Source organism: Streptomyces litmocidini, from assembly GCF_014649755.1.
GTDB lineage: Bacteria > Actinomycetota > Actinomycetes > Streptomycetales > Streptomycetaceae > Streptomyces > Streptomyces litmocidini.
Window position 1 is genome coordinate 44166 of record NZ_BMTQ01000006.1, and the last position, 16199, is coordinate 60364.

General features: G+C 72.3%; 15 protein-coding genes. 8 read left to right on the forward strand and 7 right to left on the reverse strand.

The annotated features are described in order from the left end of the window. Positions 1-122: 122 nt before the first annotated feature. Positions 123-617: a hypothetical protein gene (locus tag IE180_RS15130; protein WP_190157413.1), complete on the forward strand. Its 495-nt coding sequence runs from the start codon at positions 123-125 to the stop codon at positions 615-617. Between the two features lie 63 nt (positions 618-680). On the opposite strand, the gene IE180_RS15135 is transcribed toward IE180_RS15130, so the two are convergent. The 4 genes from IE180_RS15135 to IE180_RS15150 all read right to left on the reverse strand — a co-directional run bounded on the left by IE180_RS15135 (position 681) and on the right by IE180_RS15150 (position 5059). Then, positions 681-1805 carry a GuaB3 family IMP dehydrogenase-related protein gene (locus tag IE180_RS15135; protein WP_093874493.1) on the reverse strand — a complete coding sequence of 375 codons (1125 nt, stop codon included), beginning with the start codon at positions 1803-1805 and terminating at the stop codon, positions 681-683. Positions 1806-1911: 106 nt separating this feature from the next. After that, positions 1912-3414 (reverse strand): IMP dehydrogenase, encoded by a 1503-nt coding sequence (gene guaB, locus IE180_RS15140; protein ID WP_190157414.1) that lies wholly within the window; start codon positions 3412-3414, stop codon positions 1912-1914. 187 nt (positions 3415-3601) lie between these two features. Next, complete coding sequence (locus IE180_RS15145; RefSeq protein ID WP_030211429.1) at positions 3602-4204, reverse strand: sigma-70 family RNA polymerase sigma factor; 603 nt, start codon at positions 4202-4204, stop codon at positions 3602-3604. A 243-nt stretch (positions 4205-4447) separates the two neighbouring features. Beyond that, positions 4448-5059 carry a response regulator transcription factor gene (locus IE180_RS15150; protein WP_003948568.1) on the reverse strand — a complete coding sequence of 204 codons (612 nt, stop codon included), beginning with the start codon at positions 5057-5059 and terminating at the stop codon, positions 4448-4450. Between the two features lie 433 nt (positions 5060-5492). On the opposite strand from IE180_RS15150, the gene IE180_RS15155 reads away from it, so the two are divergent. Then, positions 5493-5867 (forward strand): WhiB family transcriptional regulator, encoded by a 375-nt coding sequence (locus IE180_RS15155; RefSeq protein ID WP_190157415.1) that lies wholly within the window; start codon positions 5493-5495, stop codon positions 5865-5867. A gap of 137 nt (positions 5868-6004) precedes the next feature. Here IE180_RS15155 and IE180_RS15160 read toward each other — a convergent pair whose 3' ends face one another. After that, positions 6005-6898 carry a LysR family transcriptional regulator gene (locus IE180_RS15160; RefSeq protein ID WP_190157416.1) on the reverse strand — a complete coding sequence of 298 codons (894 nt, stop codon included), beginning with the start codon at positions 6896-6898 and terminating at the stop codon, positions 6005-6007. An 80-nt stretch (positions 6899-6978) separates the two neighbouring features. Between IE180_RS15160 and IE180_RS15165 the strand changes: the two genes are divergently transcribed. Beyond that, positions 6979-7653, forward strand: a complete 675-nt coding sequence (locus IE180_RS15165; RefSeq protein ID WP_190157417.1) for an MOSC domain-containing protein — start codon at positions 6979-6981, stop codon at positions 7651-7653. A gap of 61 nt (positions 7654-7714) precedes the next feature. Further along, positions 7715-8488 (forward strand): SDR family NAD(P)-dependent oxidoreductase, encoded by a 774-nt coding sequence (locus tag IE180_RS15170; protein ID WP_190157418.1) that lies wholly within the window; start codon positions 7715-7717, stop codon positions 8486-8488. Between the two features lie 119 nt (positions 8489-8607). Here the strand turns inward: IE180_RS15170 and IE180_RS15175 are convergent, their stop codons facing one another. Together IE180_RS15175 and IE180_RS15180 are read right to left on the reverse strand one after the other, a co-directional pair. Next, positions 8608-9552 carry a right-handed parallel beta-helix repeat-containing protein gene (locus IE180_RS15175; RefSeq protein ID WP_190157419.1) on the reverse strand — a complete coding sequence of 315 codons (945 nt, stop codon included), beginning with the start codon at positions 9550-9552 and terminating at the stop codon, positions 8608-8610. Positions 9553-9724: 172 nt separating this feature from the next. Further along, positions 9725-11581: a DUF2264 domain-containing protein gene (locus IE180_RS15180; RefSeq protein WP_190157420.1), complete on the reverse strand. Its 1857-nt coding sequence runs from the start codon at positions 11579-11581 to the stop codon at positions 9725-9727. 269 nt (positions 11582-11850) lie between these two features. Between IE180_RS15180 and IE180_RS15185 the strand changes: the two genes are divergently transcribed. The 4 genes from IE180_RS15185 (at position 11851) to IE180_RS15200 (ending at position 16198) form a co-directional block, all read left to right on the forward strand. Then, complete coding sequence (locus IE180_RS15185; RefSeq protein ID WP_190157421.1) at positions 11851-12972, forward strand: substrate-binding domain-containing protein; 1122 nt, start codon at positions 11851-11853, stop codon at positions 12970-12972. 100 nt (positions 12973-13072) lie between these two features. Continuing rightward, a complete protein-coding gene (locus IE180_RS15190; RefSeq protein ID WP_190157422.1) occupies positions 13073-14389 on the forward strand; it encodes an ABC transporter substrate-binding protein in 1317 nt (438 codons plus the stop codon). Between the two features lie 4 nt (positions 14390-14393). Next, positions 14394-15350: a carbohydrate ABC transporter permease gene (locus tag IE180_RS15195; RefSeq protein ID WP_229860496.1), complete on the forward strand. Its 957-nt coding sequence runs from the start codon at positions 14394-14396 to the stop codon at positions 15348-15350. Further along, positions 15347-16198, forward strand: coding sequence for a carbohydrate ABC transporter permease (locus IE180_RS15200; protein WP_190157423.1), 852 nt, complete (start codon positions 15347-15349; stop codon positions 16196-16198). Before IE180_RS15195 ends, IE180_RS15200 begins: the two co-directional genes overlap by 4 nt. Position 16199 lies beyond the last annotated feature (1 nt).

The window sequence follows — 16199 nt, forward strand, 5'->3', positions numbered from 1 at the left end:
ACCGGTGGGTCGATGGCGCTGGTCACGTTCGGACCGGTCTCCGCGGCGCCGAGCACCGCGTTCACCGGCCGACACGCGTTCAGGACCGACCGCTCTTCACTTTCCCCGGGGGGATCCACAGCATGAGCCAGCCCGTCCCGCCGCCCGGCAACCCGTTCGCCGGCGGCGCCGCGCCCCAGCAGTACCCGATGGCCCCGCCGCCCGCGCCCGCCCGCGCCAACGTGGGGCTCGGCCTGGTGGCCGGCCTGGTCGCGGCGCTCGTCGCCGCCGGTCTCTACGGCGGCATCGCCGGCGCCGTCGAGCGCGAGATCGGCTGGGCGGCCGTCGGCGTCGGCTTCCTCGTCGGCTTCGCGGCCGGCAAGGCAGGGGGCGACAACCCCGTGCTGTCCGTGGTCAGCGCCGTGTTCTCGCTCGGCTCGGTGTACCTGGGCCAGCTGGTCGCCCTCTCCGTCATCGGCGGCAAGGAGCTGGGCGTCTCCCCCACCGAGCTCCTCTTCCAGCACTTCGACGTCCTCACCTCGGCCTGGAAGGAAGACCTGGACCCGCTGACGTTCCTGTTCTTCGGCCTCGCCGCGTTCGCGGCGTTCTCCGGGGCCAAGAAGGCCGCCGCCCGGTGAGCCGCGCACGCGGAGGGGCCCCGCACCACCCGGTGCGGGGCCCCTCGGCGTGCGTACGGAAGGTCAGCGCTTGTGCTGGGCGTCCGCGACCGTGACCTCGACGCGCTGGAACTCCTTGAGCTCGCTGTAGCCCGTGGTGGCCATCGCGCGGCGCAGGGCGCCGAAGAAGTTCATCGAGCCGTCCGGGGTGTGCGACGGGCCCGCGAGGATCTCCTCGGTGGTGCCGACGATGCCCAGGTCGACCAGCTTGCCGCGCGGCACGTCCTCGTGGACGGCCTCCATGCCCCAGTGGTGGCCCTTGCCCGGCGCGTCCGTGGCACGGGCCAGCGGGGAGCCGATCATCACGGCGTCGGCGCCGCAGGCGATCGCCTTCGGCAGGTCGCCGGACCAGCCCACGCCGCCGTCGGCGATGACGTGCACGTACCGGCCGCCGGACTCGTCCATGTAGTCGCGGCGGGCCGCGGCCACGTCGGCGACCGCGGTCGCCATCGGGACCTGGATGCCGAGGACGTTGCGGGTGGTGTGCGCGGCGCCGCCGCCGAAGCCGACCAGGACGCCGGCCGCGCCGGTGCGCATCAGGTGCAGGGCCGCGGTGTACGTGGCGCAGCCGCCGACGATGACCGGGACGTCCAGCTCGTAGATGAACTGCTTCAGGTTCAGCGGTTCGGCCGCGCCCGAGACGTGCTCGGCGGAGACCGTCGTGCCGCGGATGACGAAGATGTCCACGCCGGCGTCGACGACGGCCTTGGAGAACTGCGCGGTGCGCTGCGGGGAGAGCGCGGCGGCGGTGACGACGCCGGAGTCGCGCACCTCCTTGATGCGCTGCCCGATCAGCTCCTCCTTGATCGGCGCGGCGTAGATCTCCTGGAGGCGGCGGGTCGCGGTCGCCTCGTCCAGCTCGGCGATCTCGTCGAGGAGCGGCTGCGGGTCCTCGTACCGGGTCCAGAGACCCTCCAGGTTCAGCACGCCGAGGCCGCCCATCTCGCCGATGCGGATGGCGGTCTGCGGCGAGACGACCGAGTCCATCGGGGCGGCCAGGAACGGCAGCTCGAAGCGGTAGGCGTCGATCTGCCAGGCGATCGAGACCTCCTTCGGGTCCCGGGTGCGCCGGCTCGGCACGACGGCGATGTCGTCGAACGCGTACGCCCTGCGGCCGCGCTTGCCGCGCCCGATCTCGATCTCAGTCACGATGTGTGGCCTTTCCCTCTACGTCTGCGCCTACCAGTATCCCCGACACAAGCGTGGGGGGCGGCTCCGGCCACATGCCGGAACCGCCCCCACGCGTCGCGCTGCGTTACTTCCTGCTGTAGTTCGGCGCCTCGACCGTCATCTGGATGTCGTGCGGGTGGCTCTCCTTGAGGCCCGCCGAGGTGATCCGGACGAAGCGGCCGTTCGCCTGGAGCTCCGGCACCGTGCGGCCGCCGACGTAGAACATCGACTGGCGCAGACCGCCCACCAGCTGGTGGACGACGGCCGAGAGCGGGCCGCGGTAGGGCACCTGGCCCTCGATGCCCTCGGGCACGAGCTTCTCGTCGGAGGCGACGCCCTCCTGGAAGTAGCGGTCCTTGGAGAAGGAGCGCTGCTCGCCGCGGGACTGCATGGCGCCGAGCGAGCCCATGCCGCGGTACGACTTGAACTGCTTGCCGTTGATGAAGAGCAGCTCGCCCGGGGACTCCTCGCAGCCCGCGAGCAGCGAGCCGAGCATCACCGTGTCGGCGCCGGCGACGAGGGCCTTCGCGATGTCGCCGGAGTACTGCAGGCCGCCGTCGCCGATGACCGGGACGCCGGCCGCCTTGGCGGCGAGGGAGGCCTCGTAGATCGCGGTGACCTGCGGGACGCCGATGCCGGCGACCACGCGGGTGGTGCAGATGGAGCCCGGGCCGACACCGACCTTGATGCCGTCGACACCGGCGTCGATCAGCGCCTGGGCGCCGTCGCGGGTGGCGACGTTTCCGCCGATGACGTCGACCGAGGAGTTCGACTTGATCTTGGCGACCATGTCGCCGACCAGGCGGGAGTGGCCGTGCGCGGTGTCGACGACGATGAAGTCGACGCCCGCCTCGATCAGGGCCTGGGCGCGCTCGTACGCGTCACCGGCGACGCCGACGGCGGCGCCGACGATCAGGCGGCCTTCCTTGTCCTTGGCGGCGTTCGGGTACTTCTCGGCCTTGACGAAGTCCTTGACCGTGATGAGGCCCTTGAGGATGCCCGTCTCGTCGACCAGCGGCAGCTTCTCGATCTTGTGGCGGCGCAGCAGCTCCATGGCGTCCACGCCGGAGATGCCGACCTTGCCGGTGACCAGCGGCATCGGGGTCATGACCTCGCGCACCCGGCGGTCGCGGTCCGACTCGAAGGCCATGTCGCGGTTGGTGACGATGCCGAGGAGCTTGCCCGCCGGGTCGGTCACGGGGACGCCGCTGATGCGGAACTTGGCGCAGATCGCGTCGGCCTCGGCGAGCGTGGCGTCCGGGTGGACCGTGATCGGGTCGGTGACCATGCCGGACTCGGACCGCTTCACCAGGTCGACCTGGTTGGCCTGGTCGGCGATGGAGAGGTTGCGGTGCAGCACGCCGACACCGCCCTGTCGCGCCATGGCGATCGCCATGCGGGACTCGGTGACCTTGTCCATCGCGGCGGAGAGCAGCGGGATGTTCACCCGCACGTTCTTCGAGATGTACGAGGCGGTGTCGATCTGGTCGGGCGCCATGTCGGACGCGCCGGGCAGCAGCAGCACGTCGTCGTAGGTCAGCCCGAGTGTCGCGAATTTCTCGGGCACTCCGTCGACGTTGGCAGTCATGACACCTTCCCAAATGGCCTTGATCGGTGCGGGATGTCCATGCTAACGGCCTGGAGCGGTGTCTCATTCCACGAGCAAGATCAGCGGGCAGCTTTGGACGTTCACACGTGTACGAAAGGGACGACGGGGGCCGGCAAGGCTTACTGCTCGGCCAGTGCGGGCGGGCGGCGCCCGGCGGGCGCCGGGTTCACTGCTCGGCGAGCGCGCGCAGCCGGCTGAGGGCGCGGTGCTGCGCGACCCGGACGGCGCCGGGGGACATGCCGAGCATCTGACCGGTCTCCTCGGCGGTGAGCCCGACCGCGACCCGCAGCACGAGCAGTTCGCGCTGGTTCTCCGGGAGGTTGGCGAGCAGCTTCTTGGCCCACTCGGCGTCGTCGCTGAGCAGGGCGCGCTCCTCGGGGCCGAGGGAGTCGTCGGGCCGCTCGGGCATCTCGTCGGAGGGCACGGCGGTGGATCCCGGGTGCCGCATGGCGGCCCGCTGGAGGTCGGCGACCTTGTGTCCGGCGATGGCGAAGACGAAGGCCTCGAAGGGCCTGCCCGTGTCCTTGTAGCGCGGCAGCGCCATCAGGACGGCGACGCAGACCTCCTGGGCGAGGTCCTCGACGAAGTGCCGGGCGTCGCCGGGCAGCCGGTTGAGGCGGGTGCGGCAGTACCGCAGGGCGAGCGGGTGGACGCGCGCGAGCAGGTCGTGGGTGGCCTGCGCGTCGCCGTCGACCGCGCGGTGCACGAGCGCGCCGATCTCCCCCTGCCCGGCAGGCATGGGGGAACCCACGGTCTCGTCGTCGCGCATCGCTCCATGGTGCCCCGATGCCTCTCGGTTCGCGGCACCGCGTCCGTAGTTGTGCACCGAAGCGTTATGAGCAGGTGCGCCGGCATTCATCTCCCGCGCCCTCCCCTCCCGCTCGATCGACTCGTCCCCGAGGAACTCCACATCTCAAGGATGCGGCATTCGGCGGGGAAGTGACACAAGCCCACCCCGTCCACCCCACGACGGACGCGGGTGAGGACGGGGAGACGGCAGGTGACCTGCGATTCAGCGGACCAGGCCCCAGCGGAATCCGAGCGCGACGGCATGCGCCCGGTCGGAGGCGCCGAGCTTCTTGAAGAGGCGCCGGGCGTGCGTCTTGACGGTGTCCTCGGAGAGGAAGAGCTCGCGCCCGATCTCCGCGTTGGACCGGCCGTGGCTCATGCCTTCGAGGACCTGGATCTCGCGCGCGGTGAGGGTGGGCGCGGCGCCCATCTCGGCCGAACGGAGGCGGCGGGGGGCGAGCCGCCAGGTCGGGTCGGCGAGCGCCTGCGTGACCGTGGCCCGCAGCTCGGCGCGCGAGGCGTCCTTGTGCAGGTAGCCGCGGGCGCCCGCGGCGACGGCGAGCGCGACGCCGTCGAGGTCCTCGGCGACCGTGAGCATGATGATGCGGGCGCCGGGGTCCGCGGAGAGCAGCCGGCGGACGGTTTCCACGCCGCCCAGGCCGGGCATGCGCACGTCCATCAGAATCAGGTCCGAGCGGTCCGCGCCCCAGCGGCGGAGGACTTCCTCGCCGTTGGCCGCGGTGGTCACGCGCTCGACGCCGGGCACGGTCGCGACCGCGCGGCGGAGCGCCTCTCGGGCAAGCGGGGAGTCGTCGCAGACGAGGACGGATGTCATGCCTGACCTCCGCGGCTCTCGCAGCTGTTGCGCGTCACCTTGAGCCTCCAGGGCTGTACGTATCGTCACCTGTGCGGTTGACGCTCTCGGACGTGTGCCCGAGCGCTTGTTCCTTCAACCGCCTCCGCACTCTCAACGACGGTCACTCGAAAGAGTTACGGGTCGGACGGCGTCTTCGGCACTCTACGTGAGGGGACGTGCGCGGAGGAGAGCGGCGCGGCCCGTTCGCCCAAACATCGCAAGCTCTGCCCCATTTGGCGGGTTTTCTTCCCTTTTCGCAGTGTCTGTGACTAGATTCGCAATGAGTCATATTTACATCTACTTCGACAGTAGGTGTATCGCCCGGACCTGTCGGGGAAGACGAGGAACCCCGGCCATCAGCCATCCACCCGCCCACCTATCCGTTCGACACGGTTTCAAGGGGACAAGCGCAATGGCAGATTTCTCCCGCCTTCCCGGACCCAACGCCGATCTGTGGGACTGGCAACTGCTCGCGGCCTGCCGCGGGGTCGACAGCTCCCTGTTCTTCCACCCCGAGGGAGAGCGCGGCGCGGCACGGAGTGCGCGTGAGAACTCGGCGAAAGAGGTCTGCATGCGGTGCCCGGTGCGCGCGGAGTGCGCGGCACACGCACTCGCCGTGCGGGAGCCCTACGGCGTATGGGGCGGCCTCACCGAGGACGAACGCGAAGAACTCATGGGACGCGCGCGCAACCGCCTGATCGCGACGGCACCGGCCTCCGCATCGGCCGCGTCCGGCGCGTCCGCGACATCCATGACGACGATGACATCGCTCGGGGAACGTATGTGAAGGAACGTTTCTCTATCGCGCTGAGCGTCGAGGGGACGCGTCGAGCGCCGAGGGGACGATGAACGGATCCACGCGCCCGCGTACGCCGTGACCCGGCCGCACGCGCGCGGCGGCGCGGATCGACCCGGCTCGGCCGGCTACGCGCGCCTGGCGGCGTGCATCAGTTCGTCGAGCGTGGCGGCGACCGCCGGGACCTGTGCGAGGTCCGGCAGCGTCAGGGCCACGATCTCCCGCTCCACGGCGGGCTCCACGGCCACGGTCCGCGCGCCCTTGGGCCGTACGGACTCGATGGCCAGCTCCGGCAGGACGGCCACGCCCAGACCGGCGCCGACCAGACCCACCACGGCCGGGTAGTCGTCGGTGGCGAAGTCGATGCGGGGGACGAACCCCGCGTCCTCGCAGACGTCCACGAGCTGGCGGCGACAGCGCGGGCAGCCGGCGATCCAGGACTCGTCCGCCAGCTCCGCGATCCCGACCGCCTCGGCCCCGGCGAGCCGGTGCCCCTCGGGCACCAGCCCGACGAGCCGGTCGGCGAGGAGCGGGCGGACCACCAGGTCGTCCCACTCGGCCTGCCCCGCCCCGTACCGGAACGCCAGGGCGATGTCGCAGTCGCCCTCGCGGAGCATCTCGATCGAGCGCGGCGGTTCGGCCTCGACGAGGGAGACCCGGGTGCCGGGGTGCGCGGCCCGCAGCGCGGCGAGCGCGGTGGGCACGAGGGTGGAGCTGCCGCTCGGGAAGGAGACCAGGCGGACCCGGCCCGCCCGGAGCCCGGCGATGGCGGCGACCTCCTCCTCGGCCGCGGTGAGCCCGGCGAGGATGCCGGAGGCGTGACGGACCAGGACCTCGCCGGCCTGGGTGAGGCGCATCTCGCGTCCGGTGCGGATCAGCAGCGGCGTGCCGGCGGAGGCTTCGAGCGCCTTCATCTGCTGGCTGACGGCGGGCTGGGTGCAGCCGAGTTCGCGCGCGGCGGCCGAGAAGGAGCCGGTGGCGGCGACGGCGCGCAGGACGCGGAGGTGGCGGGCCTCGATCATGCGTCCAGCATAAGCGGCTCTTGGGTGAAGATGGATATTTCCGTGGGTGCCTTTGAGATCCCCGCCCGTACAGTGCCCGCATGACCTTGCTGAGTGTGAATGTGGGCCGCGCCAGGCCCGTGGAGTACACGGACGCCGCCTCGGGGATGACCGGCATCGACAAGCGCCCGGTGGAGGGGCCCGTACGGATCGAGGCACCGGGGGCGCCCGGCGTCGGGGCGAGCGGGCTCGCCGGCGACACGGTCTGCGACCTGCGCTTCCACGGCGGCGACGACCGGGCGGCCTACGCCTTCGCCCGGGAGGACATGGACCTGTGGGAGCGGGAGCTCGGCCGCGAACTGGCCAACGGCTCCTTCGGAGAGAACCTCACCACCCTCGGCCTCGACGTGAACGGGGCCCTGATCGGCGAGCGGTGGCGGATCGGCGGGGAGGTGGTCCTGGAGGTGACCGGCGGCCGCATCCCGTGCCGTACGTTCGCGGGCTTCCTCGGGGAGAAGGGCTGGGTGAAGCGGTTCACGCAGTCGGAGGCCGGCCCCGGCGCGCTGCTGCGGGTGATCGTGCCGGGCGAGGTGCGGGCCGGCGACCCGATCACGGTGCTGCACCGGCCGGACCACGACATCACCGTGTCGCTCCTGCACCGCGCCGCGACCACCGAACGCGCCCTGCTGCCCTCCACGTTGGCCGCCGCCGAGTGGATGGAGTCCGGGCTCCTCGCGCTCGCCCGCCAGTACACGGAGAAGTACGCCACGGCGTAGCCGCGCGAGCGGGGACCCGGCGGCCCGGACCGGCCCGGAGGACAGGCACTAGGTTGCCCGTATGACGACTGCACTGATTACGGGCGCCACCGCGGGCATCGGGGCCGCTTTCGCACGGAGACTGGCGGCGGACGGCCATGACGTCGTGCTCGTGGCCAGGGACATGAAGCGCCTCCGGGAGCAGGCGACCGAGCTGCACGACCGGCACGGCGTCGAGGCCGAGGTGCTCGCGGCCGACCTCTCCGAGGAGGACGGGATCGCCGCCGTCGAGGCCCGGCTCTCGGACCGGAAGCAGCCGGTGGACATGCTGGTGAACAACGCCGGCTTCGGCAACAAGGGCCGCTTCCTCGAGGTCTCCATGGCCGACGAGCTGAAGATGCTGACGGTGCACTGCGAGGCGGTGCTGCGGCTGACCTCGGCCGCCGCCGCCTCGATGAAGGACCGCCGCCGGGGCGCCGTGGTGAACGTCGCCTCGGTGGCGGCCTTCGTGCCCCGCGGCACCTACGGCGCGTCGAAGGCCTGGGTCGTGCAGTTCACGCAGGGCGCGGCGCGGGACCTCGCGGGCAGCGGGGTACGGCTGATGGCGCTCTGCCCCGGCTTCGTACGGACCGAGTTCCACGAGCGGGCCGGGATGGGCACGGACAACATCCCGGGCTGGATGTGGCTCGACGCGGACAAGCTGGTGGCGGCGGCGCTCGTCGACCTGGAGCGGGGGAGGACGCTGTCGGTCCCGGACCCCCGCTACAAGGCCCTCATGGGTGTGGTGAAGCTGGCGCCGCGCGGTCTGCTCGGCGGGGTCTCCTCCAAGGCGGGCCGCAAGTACGGTCCGCGGTAGGGCTCGCCGGAGGCCCGCGGCGGCGCTCGCCGGAGGCCCGGTCGGCTCGGCGGCGCTCGCCGGAGGCCCGGTCGGCTCGGCGGCGCTCGCCGGAGGCCCGGTCGGCTCGATGGCGCTCGCTACAGCCCCGGTCCCTCGTACCCCCCGATGTTCGGGGCCTCCGTCGCCGACACGGCGTTGCCGAACCAGTCCCTGCCGCCGTTGTCCGCGATGGGCGTGCCGGCGGACAGGGCCGGGGAGCCGGCGGCGGGACGGAGGTCGGGGAGGAGCAGCGGATCGGCGTCGACGCCGCCGGGGTCGGGACGGGTCATGGCGACGCCGTGGAAGAGGTTGTGCGAGAAGGAGAGCCCGGGCGTGGGGTTCTTGAAGCCGTAGCCGCCGCTCGCGCCCTCGTTCACGAAGACGTTGTTGCGGATCGACGGCTCGTGCCGGGTGGCGGCGGGGCTGCCGGCGTCGTCCTGGACGAGGTATCCGGGACGGACGGTCCTGTTGAGGTTGTAACGGACCACCGTGCCGAGGGTCTTGGCGCCGCTGTAGGGGCAGACCAGCAGGAAACCGCCGGCGTTGTCGTGGCTGTGGTTGTACTGGAAGACGGTGCCCCGGGAGGCGCCGTCCGCGTCGAAGGACATGCCGTCCCTGGTGTTTCCGCCGCCGGAGACCTCGTTGTGCTCGACGACGGTGTCGTCGGTGTCGAAGGTCCAGATGCCGGCGTTGGCGGCCCGGGAACGCAGCTGGAAGCCGTCGAGCCGGTTGTGGTCGACGCGGGCCCCACCGGTCGTGTCGATCTTGATGCCGTCGCCGGCGAGCGAGGTCAGGGCGTTGTGGTGGATCCGGACGTTCAGGCTCGGGGTCCAGGCTCCGGGGCAGGCGTTCGGGTCCTGCTGGTCGCCGACCAGGTCGCGCCGGGAGAAGCGCGACCTGAAGTAGATGCCCTCGCGGTCGACGTCCCGGATGTCGTTGTGGTGGATCTCCAGGCCGTCGTACCAGCTGGGGACGGTCGTCCCCTCGACGGCGACGTGGATCGCGCTGGAACCGGTGAGGGTCTTGAAGTCGCCGCCGCGCACGTCGTGGATCGACAGGTGGTCCAGGGGTGCCGGACGGTGCCGTCGCCCGCTCCGCTCGCGGAGCAGTCGGCGTAGTGGCGGTCGCCGGGCGGGGGCGCGGCCTGGGCGGGGGCGGCCGCGAGCAGGGGGAGCGCGAGGGCGGCGGCGAGGGCGGTGCGGGTACGGCGCCGGGTCACTGATCTTCCGCATCGGGGGCTTCGAGATCGAGGTGTGCGGTGGTGCCGTTCCACCAGGTCACCGTGAGGGCGTGGGGGCCGGTGACCCGGACGTTCGCGAGGGCCGGGAGGGGGGCGGGGTCGGGTTCGGCGGTGAGGGAGGCGAGGGCGACGAAGAGGGTCGCCGGGCCGCTCGTGGCGCCGTGCAGGGCGAGGGTGCGGCTGCCGGGGCCCTGGAGGGTCTCCTCGGTGGGGAGTTCCCCGACGTCCGGCGCGTAGCCGTGGACCGGGTGGAGCTGGGCGTGCGGGCCGTCGGGGGTGACGGCCCAGCCGGTCTGCCGTACGGGGGTCCCCTCCGGGGCGTCGAGGACGAGGTGGGCGCGGAGTTCGGCGCGGCCGTGGACGAGGGTCGCGGAGAGGACCCGGACGCCGGGCAGCGGGTGGTGGAGGGAGGCGGCCCGGTCGGGGCCGGTGCCGGTCGGGACGGCGGGGCCGCGGGTGGTGGCCTTCCCTTCGACGATCAGGGCGAAGTGGTTGTCGGCGGGGGCGGGCCCGGTGGTGGGCCCCGTACGGGTGGAGTAGGCGTGGCGGGCGTAGCCGGGGTCGTCCTCCTCGCCGGGGGCGCTGTGGACGTGGTTGCTGCCGTGGTTGTGGAGGCGTACGAGCCCGTCGGCGGCGGTGGTCTGGACGAGCAGCCCGGCGGGGGCGAAGGCGCGGACCGTGTCGGCGCGTTCGGCGGGCAGGGGTTCCTCGGGGTCGGTCCAGGCGGGGTGGCAGGCGGGCAGGAGGAGGCCGAGGAAGCCCTTGGAGGCCCAGTAGGGGGAGCCGGGTCCCGAGTACTCCTGGACGAGCGGCGGGTACGGGCCGTGCCAGCCGAGGGTGAGGAGCCCGCGCTCGTCGGTGGCGCCGCGCCCCTCGCCGCGTCCCTCGTCGCGCCCCTCGCCTCGGTCGAGGAAGTACCGCAGGGTGCCGGAGGCGAGGCGGCGGGTGGCGCCGGGGGTGAGCGGGGTGTGGCCGGTGAGGGCGCCGAGCCAGGGGGCGGCGGCCGCGGCGAAGCGGTAGATCAGGGACCGCCCGTACGGGACGGGGGCGCCGTTGGCGTCGAAGAGGTGGACGTAGTCGTCGAGGTGGGCGCGGAGCCGGGGTCCGTACCGGCCGAGGAGGGCGCGGTCGCCGGACAGGTGGGCGTGGAGGACGGGGTAGAAGTGCAGGGCCCAGGCGTTGTAGTGGTCGAAGGCGCGGTTGTCGCCGTCGCTGTACCAGCCGTCGCCGAGGTACCAGTCCTCGACGCGGGCGAGGGAGCGGTCGATCGTGGCGGCGGCGCGGTCGGTCTCGACGCCGATGTCCTGGAGGAAGCCGGCGACGGTGAGGCCGAAGAGCCACCAGTTGTTGTCGACGGGGGACGGTCCGAGGGCGGGGAGGAGCCAGTCGACGGCCTGCTGCCGGACGCGGTCGTCGAGGCGGTCCCAGAGCCAGGGGCGGGTGAGGCGGAGGCCGAGGGCGATCGAGGCGGATTCGACGACCGCCTGGCGGGTGTCGGCCATCGGGGGCCAGGAGTCGTGGTCGTCGCGGCCCGGCTTCCCGGTGCCGGCGGCAAGCCCCGCGGCGTACCGGTCGAGGTGGCCGTGGGGGTCCTCGCCGTGGGCGCCCGCGACGCGGAGGGCGGCGAGGAGGAAGGTGCGGGCCCAGCCCTCCAGGCCGTCGGAGCGGGGGCCGGACCAGCTGGGGCGGGGGCCGGGGAGGTCGAGGAGGCCGCCCCGGGGGGAGGCGAACGGGCGGACGTCCAGGAGGAGTCGGTCGGCCGCGGCCTCCCAGTGGGCACGGGTCCAGCCGGTGTACGGGCTGATCTCACGGTTCTCGGGCGGCGTGGGCATGATGCTCCCTGGGGCTCCCTGCGACGGCCTCTGCGTCGCCGGGAATCCTGAACAGACTCCGATCGAACGTCAAGAGAGTCGGAGCGAATGATCGAAACTCCTGTCGTTCGATCATTTCTGGGTTAGGGTGACCCACCCCGGGGTCGACGGACCACCGGAGCCGACGCATCTGCGGACGCCGACGCGTCCAGGGGACGCCGACGCGTCCACCGGGACCGACGCACCACCGGGGTCCACGGACCACCACCACCGCGAGGGGGAACCGCGCCGTGCGCGAGAGTGCTGCCGAACGACACGACCGACTGCTGGCCCTGGTGCGCGAGCGCGGCACCGCCCGCGTCTCCGAACTGGCCGAACGCCTCGGGGTCTCCCCCGTCACCGCCCGCCGCGACGTCGAGGTCCTGGCCGGCCGGGGCCTGCTCGACCGGGTGCACGGCCAGGTCTCCTGGCCCCGGCGGCAGGGCGCCCCCGGCGGCGGGCGCCCCGGCGAGGGGCTGGTCCTCGGCCTGCTCGCCCCCTCCGCCACGTACTACTTCGCCGAGGTCATCCGGGGGGCGCACGAGGCGGCGGCCCGCGCCGGGGCGCGGCTCGTGCTGCGGATCTCCGACTACCGGCCCGAGGAGGACCGCGCCCGCACCGAGGGCCTCCTCGCGGCCGGTGCCGAGGGCGTCCTCGTCGCGCCCGGCTGGCGGGGGCCCGAGGACCGGCTCGCGTACGGGGACTGGCTGGCCGAACTGCCCGTGCCGACCGTGCTCCTGGAGCGCCGCGCCGAGCCCGGCAGCCCGCTCGACGGCCTGGACCGGGTCTCCTCCGACCACGCCCACGGCGTGCTGCTCGCCCTGCGCCACCTGCTCTCGCTCGGCCACGCGACCCCGCTGCTCGTGGCCCGCCGGGACTCCCCGACCGCGCTCGCGGTGCGCGCGGGCTATGCCGAGGCGCTGGGGACGCTGGGCCTGGAGGAGCCGCGCCCGGTCATCGACTCCGTACCGGCCGAGGCGGACCCGGAGGGCTTCGAGCGGGCGGTGCGGGCGCTGCACGAGGCCGTCGGCTCGGGTCTGGCGAGCGCGGCCCTGGTCCACAACGACGTGGACGCCATCGAGATCGTGCAGCGCCTGGCCGAGCTGGGCGTGCGGGTGCCGCAGGACCTGGCCCTGATCGCGTACGACGACGAGGTCGCCGCCCTCGCCGACACCCCGCTGACGGCGGTCGCGCCGCCGAAGCGGCAGGTGGGGCGGCACGCCGCGGAGCTGCTGGTGGAGCGGCTCACCGAAGGGGCCGGGGAGGAGGCCGCGCGGCGGCATCTGAGCCTGCTGCCGTGGCTGCGGGTGCGGGAGTCGTGCGGGGCCGGCTCCCACGCGGGCCCGACCGGGGGCCCCGCACCTTCGATCTGATCTTTTTTCGATCAAACAATCTTTCGCTCTTGACTTCGGTCATGAACGGTCACAGGATCACGGCCACAACCTCCAGTCGCCCGCCCTCAGGAGCCGTGCCGTGACCCGTACTTGGAGCAGAACGTCCCGCGTCATAGCCGGCACCGCCACCGCCCTGGCCGTCCTCACGGCCTGCGGCGGCGGCGGTGACGACACCGCAAGCAAGCCGAACGGGCCCGTGACCATCACCTTCTGGGGCTGGGCCAAGGGCTCCAAGGACGTCGTGGACGCCTTCAACGCCTCCCACACCGACATCCGGGTGAAGTTCGAGGAGATCCCCTCCGGCACCGCCGGCGGCTACGCCAAGATCTCCAACGCCGTGAAGGCGGGCAACGCCCCCGACCTGGTCTCCATCGAGTACTCCTCGCTCCCCGAGTTCGTGAGCTCCGGCGCCCTCCAGGACATCGGCGACCAGTTCACCGGGGCCGACCGCGCCAAGCTCCTCCCGCAGACCGTCGAACTCACCACCCTCGGCGGGAAGTCCTGGGCCGTCCCCTTCGACGCCGCCCCGCAGGCCTTCTTCTACCGCAAGGACCTCTTCGCCCGGTACAAGCTCCAGGTCCCCACCACCTGGGACGCGTTCAAGAAGGCCGCCGAGCAGGTCAAGAAGGCCGACTCCAAGGCCCGCATCGCCACCTTCTTCCCCGACGACCCGACCACCTTCGAGGCCATGGCCTGGCAGGCCGGCGCCCAGTGGTTCAAGGCCGAGAACGACACCTGGAAGGTCGACACCACCGACCCGGCCACCGCCAAGGTCACCGCCTACTGGCAGGGCCTCCTCGACGCCGGCCTCGTCCACAAGAACGCCTCCTTCAGCCCCGAATGGGTCGGCTCCCTCAAGAACGGCACCACCATCGGCTACCTCGGCGCCTCCTGGGGAGCGGGCGTCCTCAAGGGCAACGTCCCCGAGCTGAGCGGCAAGTGGGCCGTCGCCCCCGTCCCCACCTGGGACGGCAAGCCCGCAAGCGGCATGCTCGGCGGCACCTCGTTCGCCGTCACCAAGGACAGCAGGCAGAAGGCCGCCGCCGTCGCCTTCGCCGAGTGGATGTCCACCACCGAGGAGGGCGTGAAGGCCCGGATCGCCTCCGGCACCTCCTCCGCCTTCCCCGCCGCCGCGTCCCTGCGCCCGGTCGCCAAGAAGGCCTTCGACGCCGGCTACTACGGCGGCCAGGACATCTACGCCCTCTTCGAGTCCGCCGGCGCCTCCATCAACCCCCACTGGTCCTGGGGCCCGACCACCGGCACCACCAACACCGCGATCAAGGACGGGTTCGGCAAGATCGCCCAGGGCGGCCCGTCCATCGCCGACGCCGTCAAGGCCGGCCACGACGCCACCGTCGCCGAACTCACCAAGCGCGGCCTGAAGGTCGAGGGCTGACCGGATGAAGGCCCGCACCCGCGCCGCCACGCTCCTGCTGACCCCCTTCTTCGTCCTGTTCACCGCGGTGATGGTGGTGCCGATCGGATACGCGGTCTGGCTCAGCCTCTTCACCGAGAAGCAGTCCGGACTGGGCTTCGGCGGCACCGAGACCGTCTTCACCGGCCTCGACAACTACACCGCGGCGCTGGGTGACCGGGCCTTCCTGGAGGGCTTCGGCGTCCTGCTCGGGTACTGCCTGCTCTACATCCCGCTGCTGCTCGCCGGGGCCCTCGGCCTCGCCCTCCTGCTCGACTCGGCGCTCGCCCGCGCCCGCCGCTTCTTCCAGCTCGCGCTCTTCCTGCCGCACGCCGTCCCCGGCATCATCGCCGCCCTGATCTGGGTCTACCTCTACACGCCCCAGCTCAGCCCGGTCGTGCAGGCCATGGACGCCGGAGGCGTCGGCTTCGACTTCTTCTCCCCCGAAGGCACCCTGCCCTCCGTCGTCAACATCGCCCTGTGGGAGTGGCTCGGCTACAACATGGTCATCTTCTACGCCGCCCTCCAGGCCATCGACCGCTCCGTCCTCGAAGCCGCCACCGTCGACGGCGCGAGCGCCTGGCGCATCGCCTTCGCCATCAAGGTCCCCCTCGTCAAGGCCTCGCTCGCGATGGTCGGCCTCTTCACGATCATCGGCTCCCTCCAGCTCTTCACCGAGCCGCTCATCCTCAACAAGGGCACCGGCTCCGCCGTCACCTCCACCTGGACGCCGAACATGTACGCCTACACCGCGGCCTTCGACCGCAACGACTACGGACTCGCCGCCGCGGCCTCCGTCCTCCTCGCCCTGACGGCGGCGCTGCTCTCCTTCGCCGTGACCCGGCTGACGGGCCGCCGCAGGACGGGCACGGCGAACACGGCGAACGAGCCCGTCACCGCGGACGGGCCGGGCACGGCGGCACGGAAGGAACAGACGGCATGAGCACCCGCTCCCCCCACCGGTGGCTGTCCAGGACGGCCGTCAACGGCGCCCTCGTCCTCGCCGTCGTCTACATGCTCTTCCCGCTGGTCTGGCTGCTCACCGCCGCCACCAAGGACGCCGGGGGCCTCCTCGCCGGAAACGCCTTCTCCTTCGAGGGCTTCGACCTCGGCGGCAACCTCTCCCGGCTCGCCGAGTACAACGACGGCGTCTACTTCCACTGGTACGCCAACAGCCTCCTCTACGCGGGCCTCGGCGCCCTCGCCTGTTCCCTGATCAGCGTCGCCGCCGGATACGCCTTCCACGTCTACGACTTCCGGGGCAAGGAGAAGCTCTTCGGCCTCGTCCTCCTGGGCGTGCTCGTCCCCACCACCGCGCTCGCCCTCCCGATGTACCTCCTCGCCAGCGAGGTCGGCATCGTCAACACCTACTGGGCGGTCCTGATCCCGGTCCTCGTCAACCCCTTCGGGGTCTACCTCTCCCGCGTCTTCTGCGCCGGCTACGTCCCCGACGAGGCCCTCGAAGCCGCCCGTATCGACGGCGCCGGGGAGATGCGCGTCTTCTGGTCCATCGGCCTGCGCATGGTCATGCCCGGCTTCGTGACCGTCTTCCTCTTCCAGTTCACCGCCGTCTGGAACAACTTCTTCCTCCCCCTGGTGATGCTCTCGGACCAGAAGCTCTACCCGCTGAGCCTCGGCCTGTACGCGTGGAACAGCAACGCCCACGCCGAACCCGGCTACTACCCCCTCGTCGTCACCGGATCCCTGCTCGCCGTCCTCCCCCTCGTCATCGCCTTCGTCTCCCTCCAGCGCCACTGGAAGGCCGGCCTGACGGCCGGCAGCGTCAAGTGAG

What these genes read in the sequence shown, in the direction of transcription:
- IE180_RS15180 (WP_190157420.1), bottom strand. Translation starts at nt 11,581, where the DNA reads ATGCCCACGCCGCCCGAGAACCGTGAGATCAGCCCGTACACCGGCTGG.
- IE180_RS15130 (WP_190157413.1), top strand. Translation starts at nt 123, where the DNA reads ATGAGCCAGCCCGTCCCGCCGCCCGGCAACCCGTTCGCCGGCGGCGCC.
- IE180_RS15200 (WP_190157423.1), top strand. Translation starts at nt 15,347, where the DNA reads ATGAGCACCCGCTCCCCCCACCGGTGGCTGTCCAGGACGGCCGTCAAC.
- guaB (WP_190157414.1), bottom strand. Translation starts at nt 3,414, where the DNA reads ATGACTGCCAACGTCGACGGAGTGCCCGAGAAATTCGCGACACTCGGG.
- IE180_RS15165 (WP_190157417.1), top strand. Translation starts at nt 6,979, where the DNA reads ATGACCTTGCTGAGTGTGAATGTGGGCCGCGCCAGGCCCGTGGAGTAC.
- IE180_RS15155 (WP_190157415.1), top strand. Translation starts at nt 5,493, where the DNA reads ATGGCAGATTTCTCCCGCCTTCCCGGACCCAACGCCGATCTGTGGGAC.
- IE180_RS15195 (WP_229860496.1), top strand. Translation starts at nt 14,394, where the DNA reads ATGAAGGCCCGCACCCGCGCCGCCACGCTCCTGCTGACCCCCTTCTTC.
- IE180_RS15150 (WP_003948568.1), bottom strand. Translation starts at nt 5,059, where the DNA reads ATGACATCCGTCCTCGTCTGCGACGACTCCCCGCTTGCCCGAGAGGCG.
- IE180_RS15170 (WP_190157418.1), top strand. Translation starts at nt 7,715, where the DNA reads ATGACGACTGCACTGATTACGGGCGCCACCGCGGGCATCGGGGCCGCT.
- IE180_RS15160 (WP_190157416.1), bottom strand. Translation starts at nt 6,898, where the DNA reads ATGATCGAGGCCCGCCACCTCCGCGTCCTGCGCGCCGTCGCCGCCACC.
- IE180_RS15145 (WP_030211429.1), bottom strand. Translation starts at nt 4,204, where the DNA reads ATGCGCGACGACGAGACCGTGGGTTCCCCCATGCCTGCCGGGCAGGGG.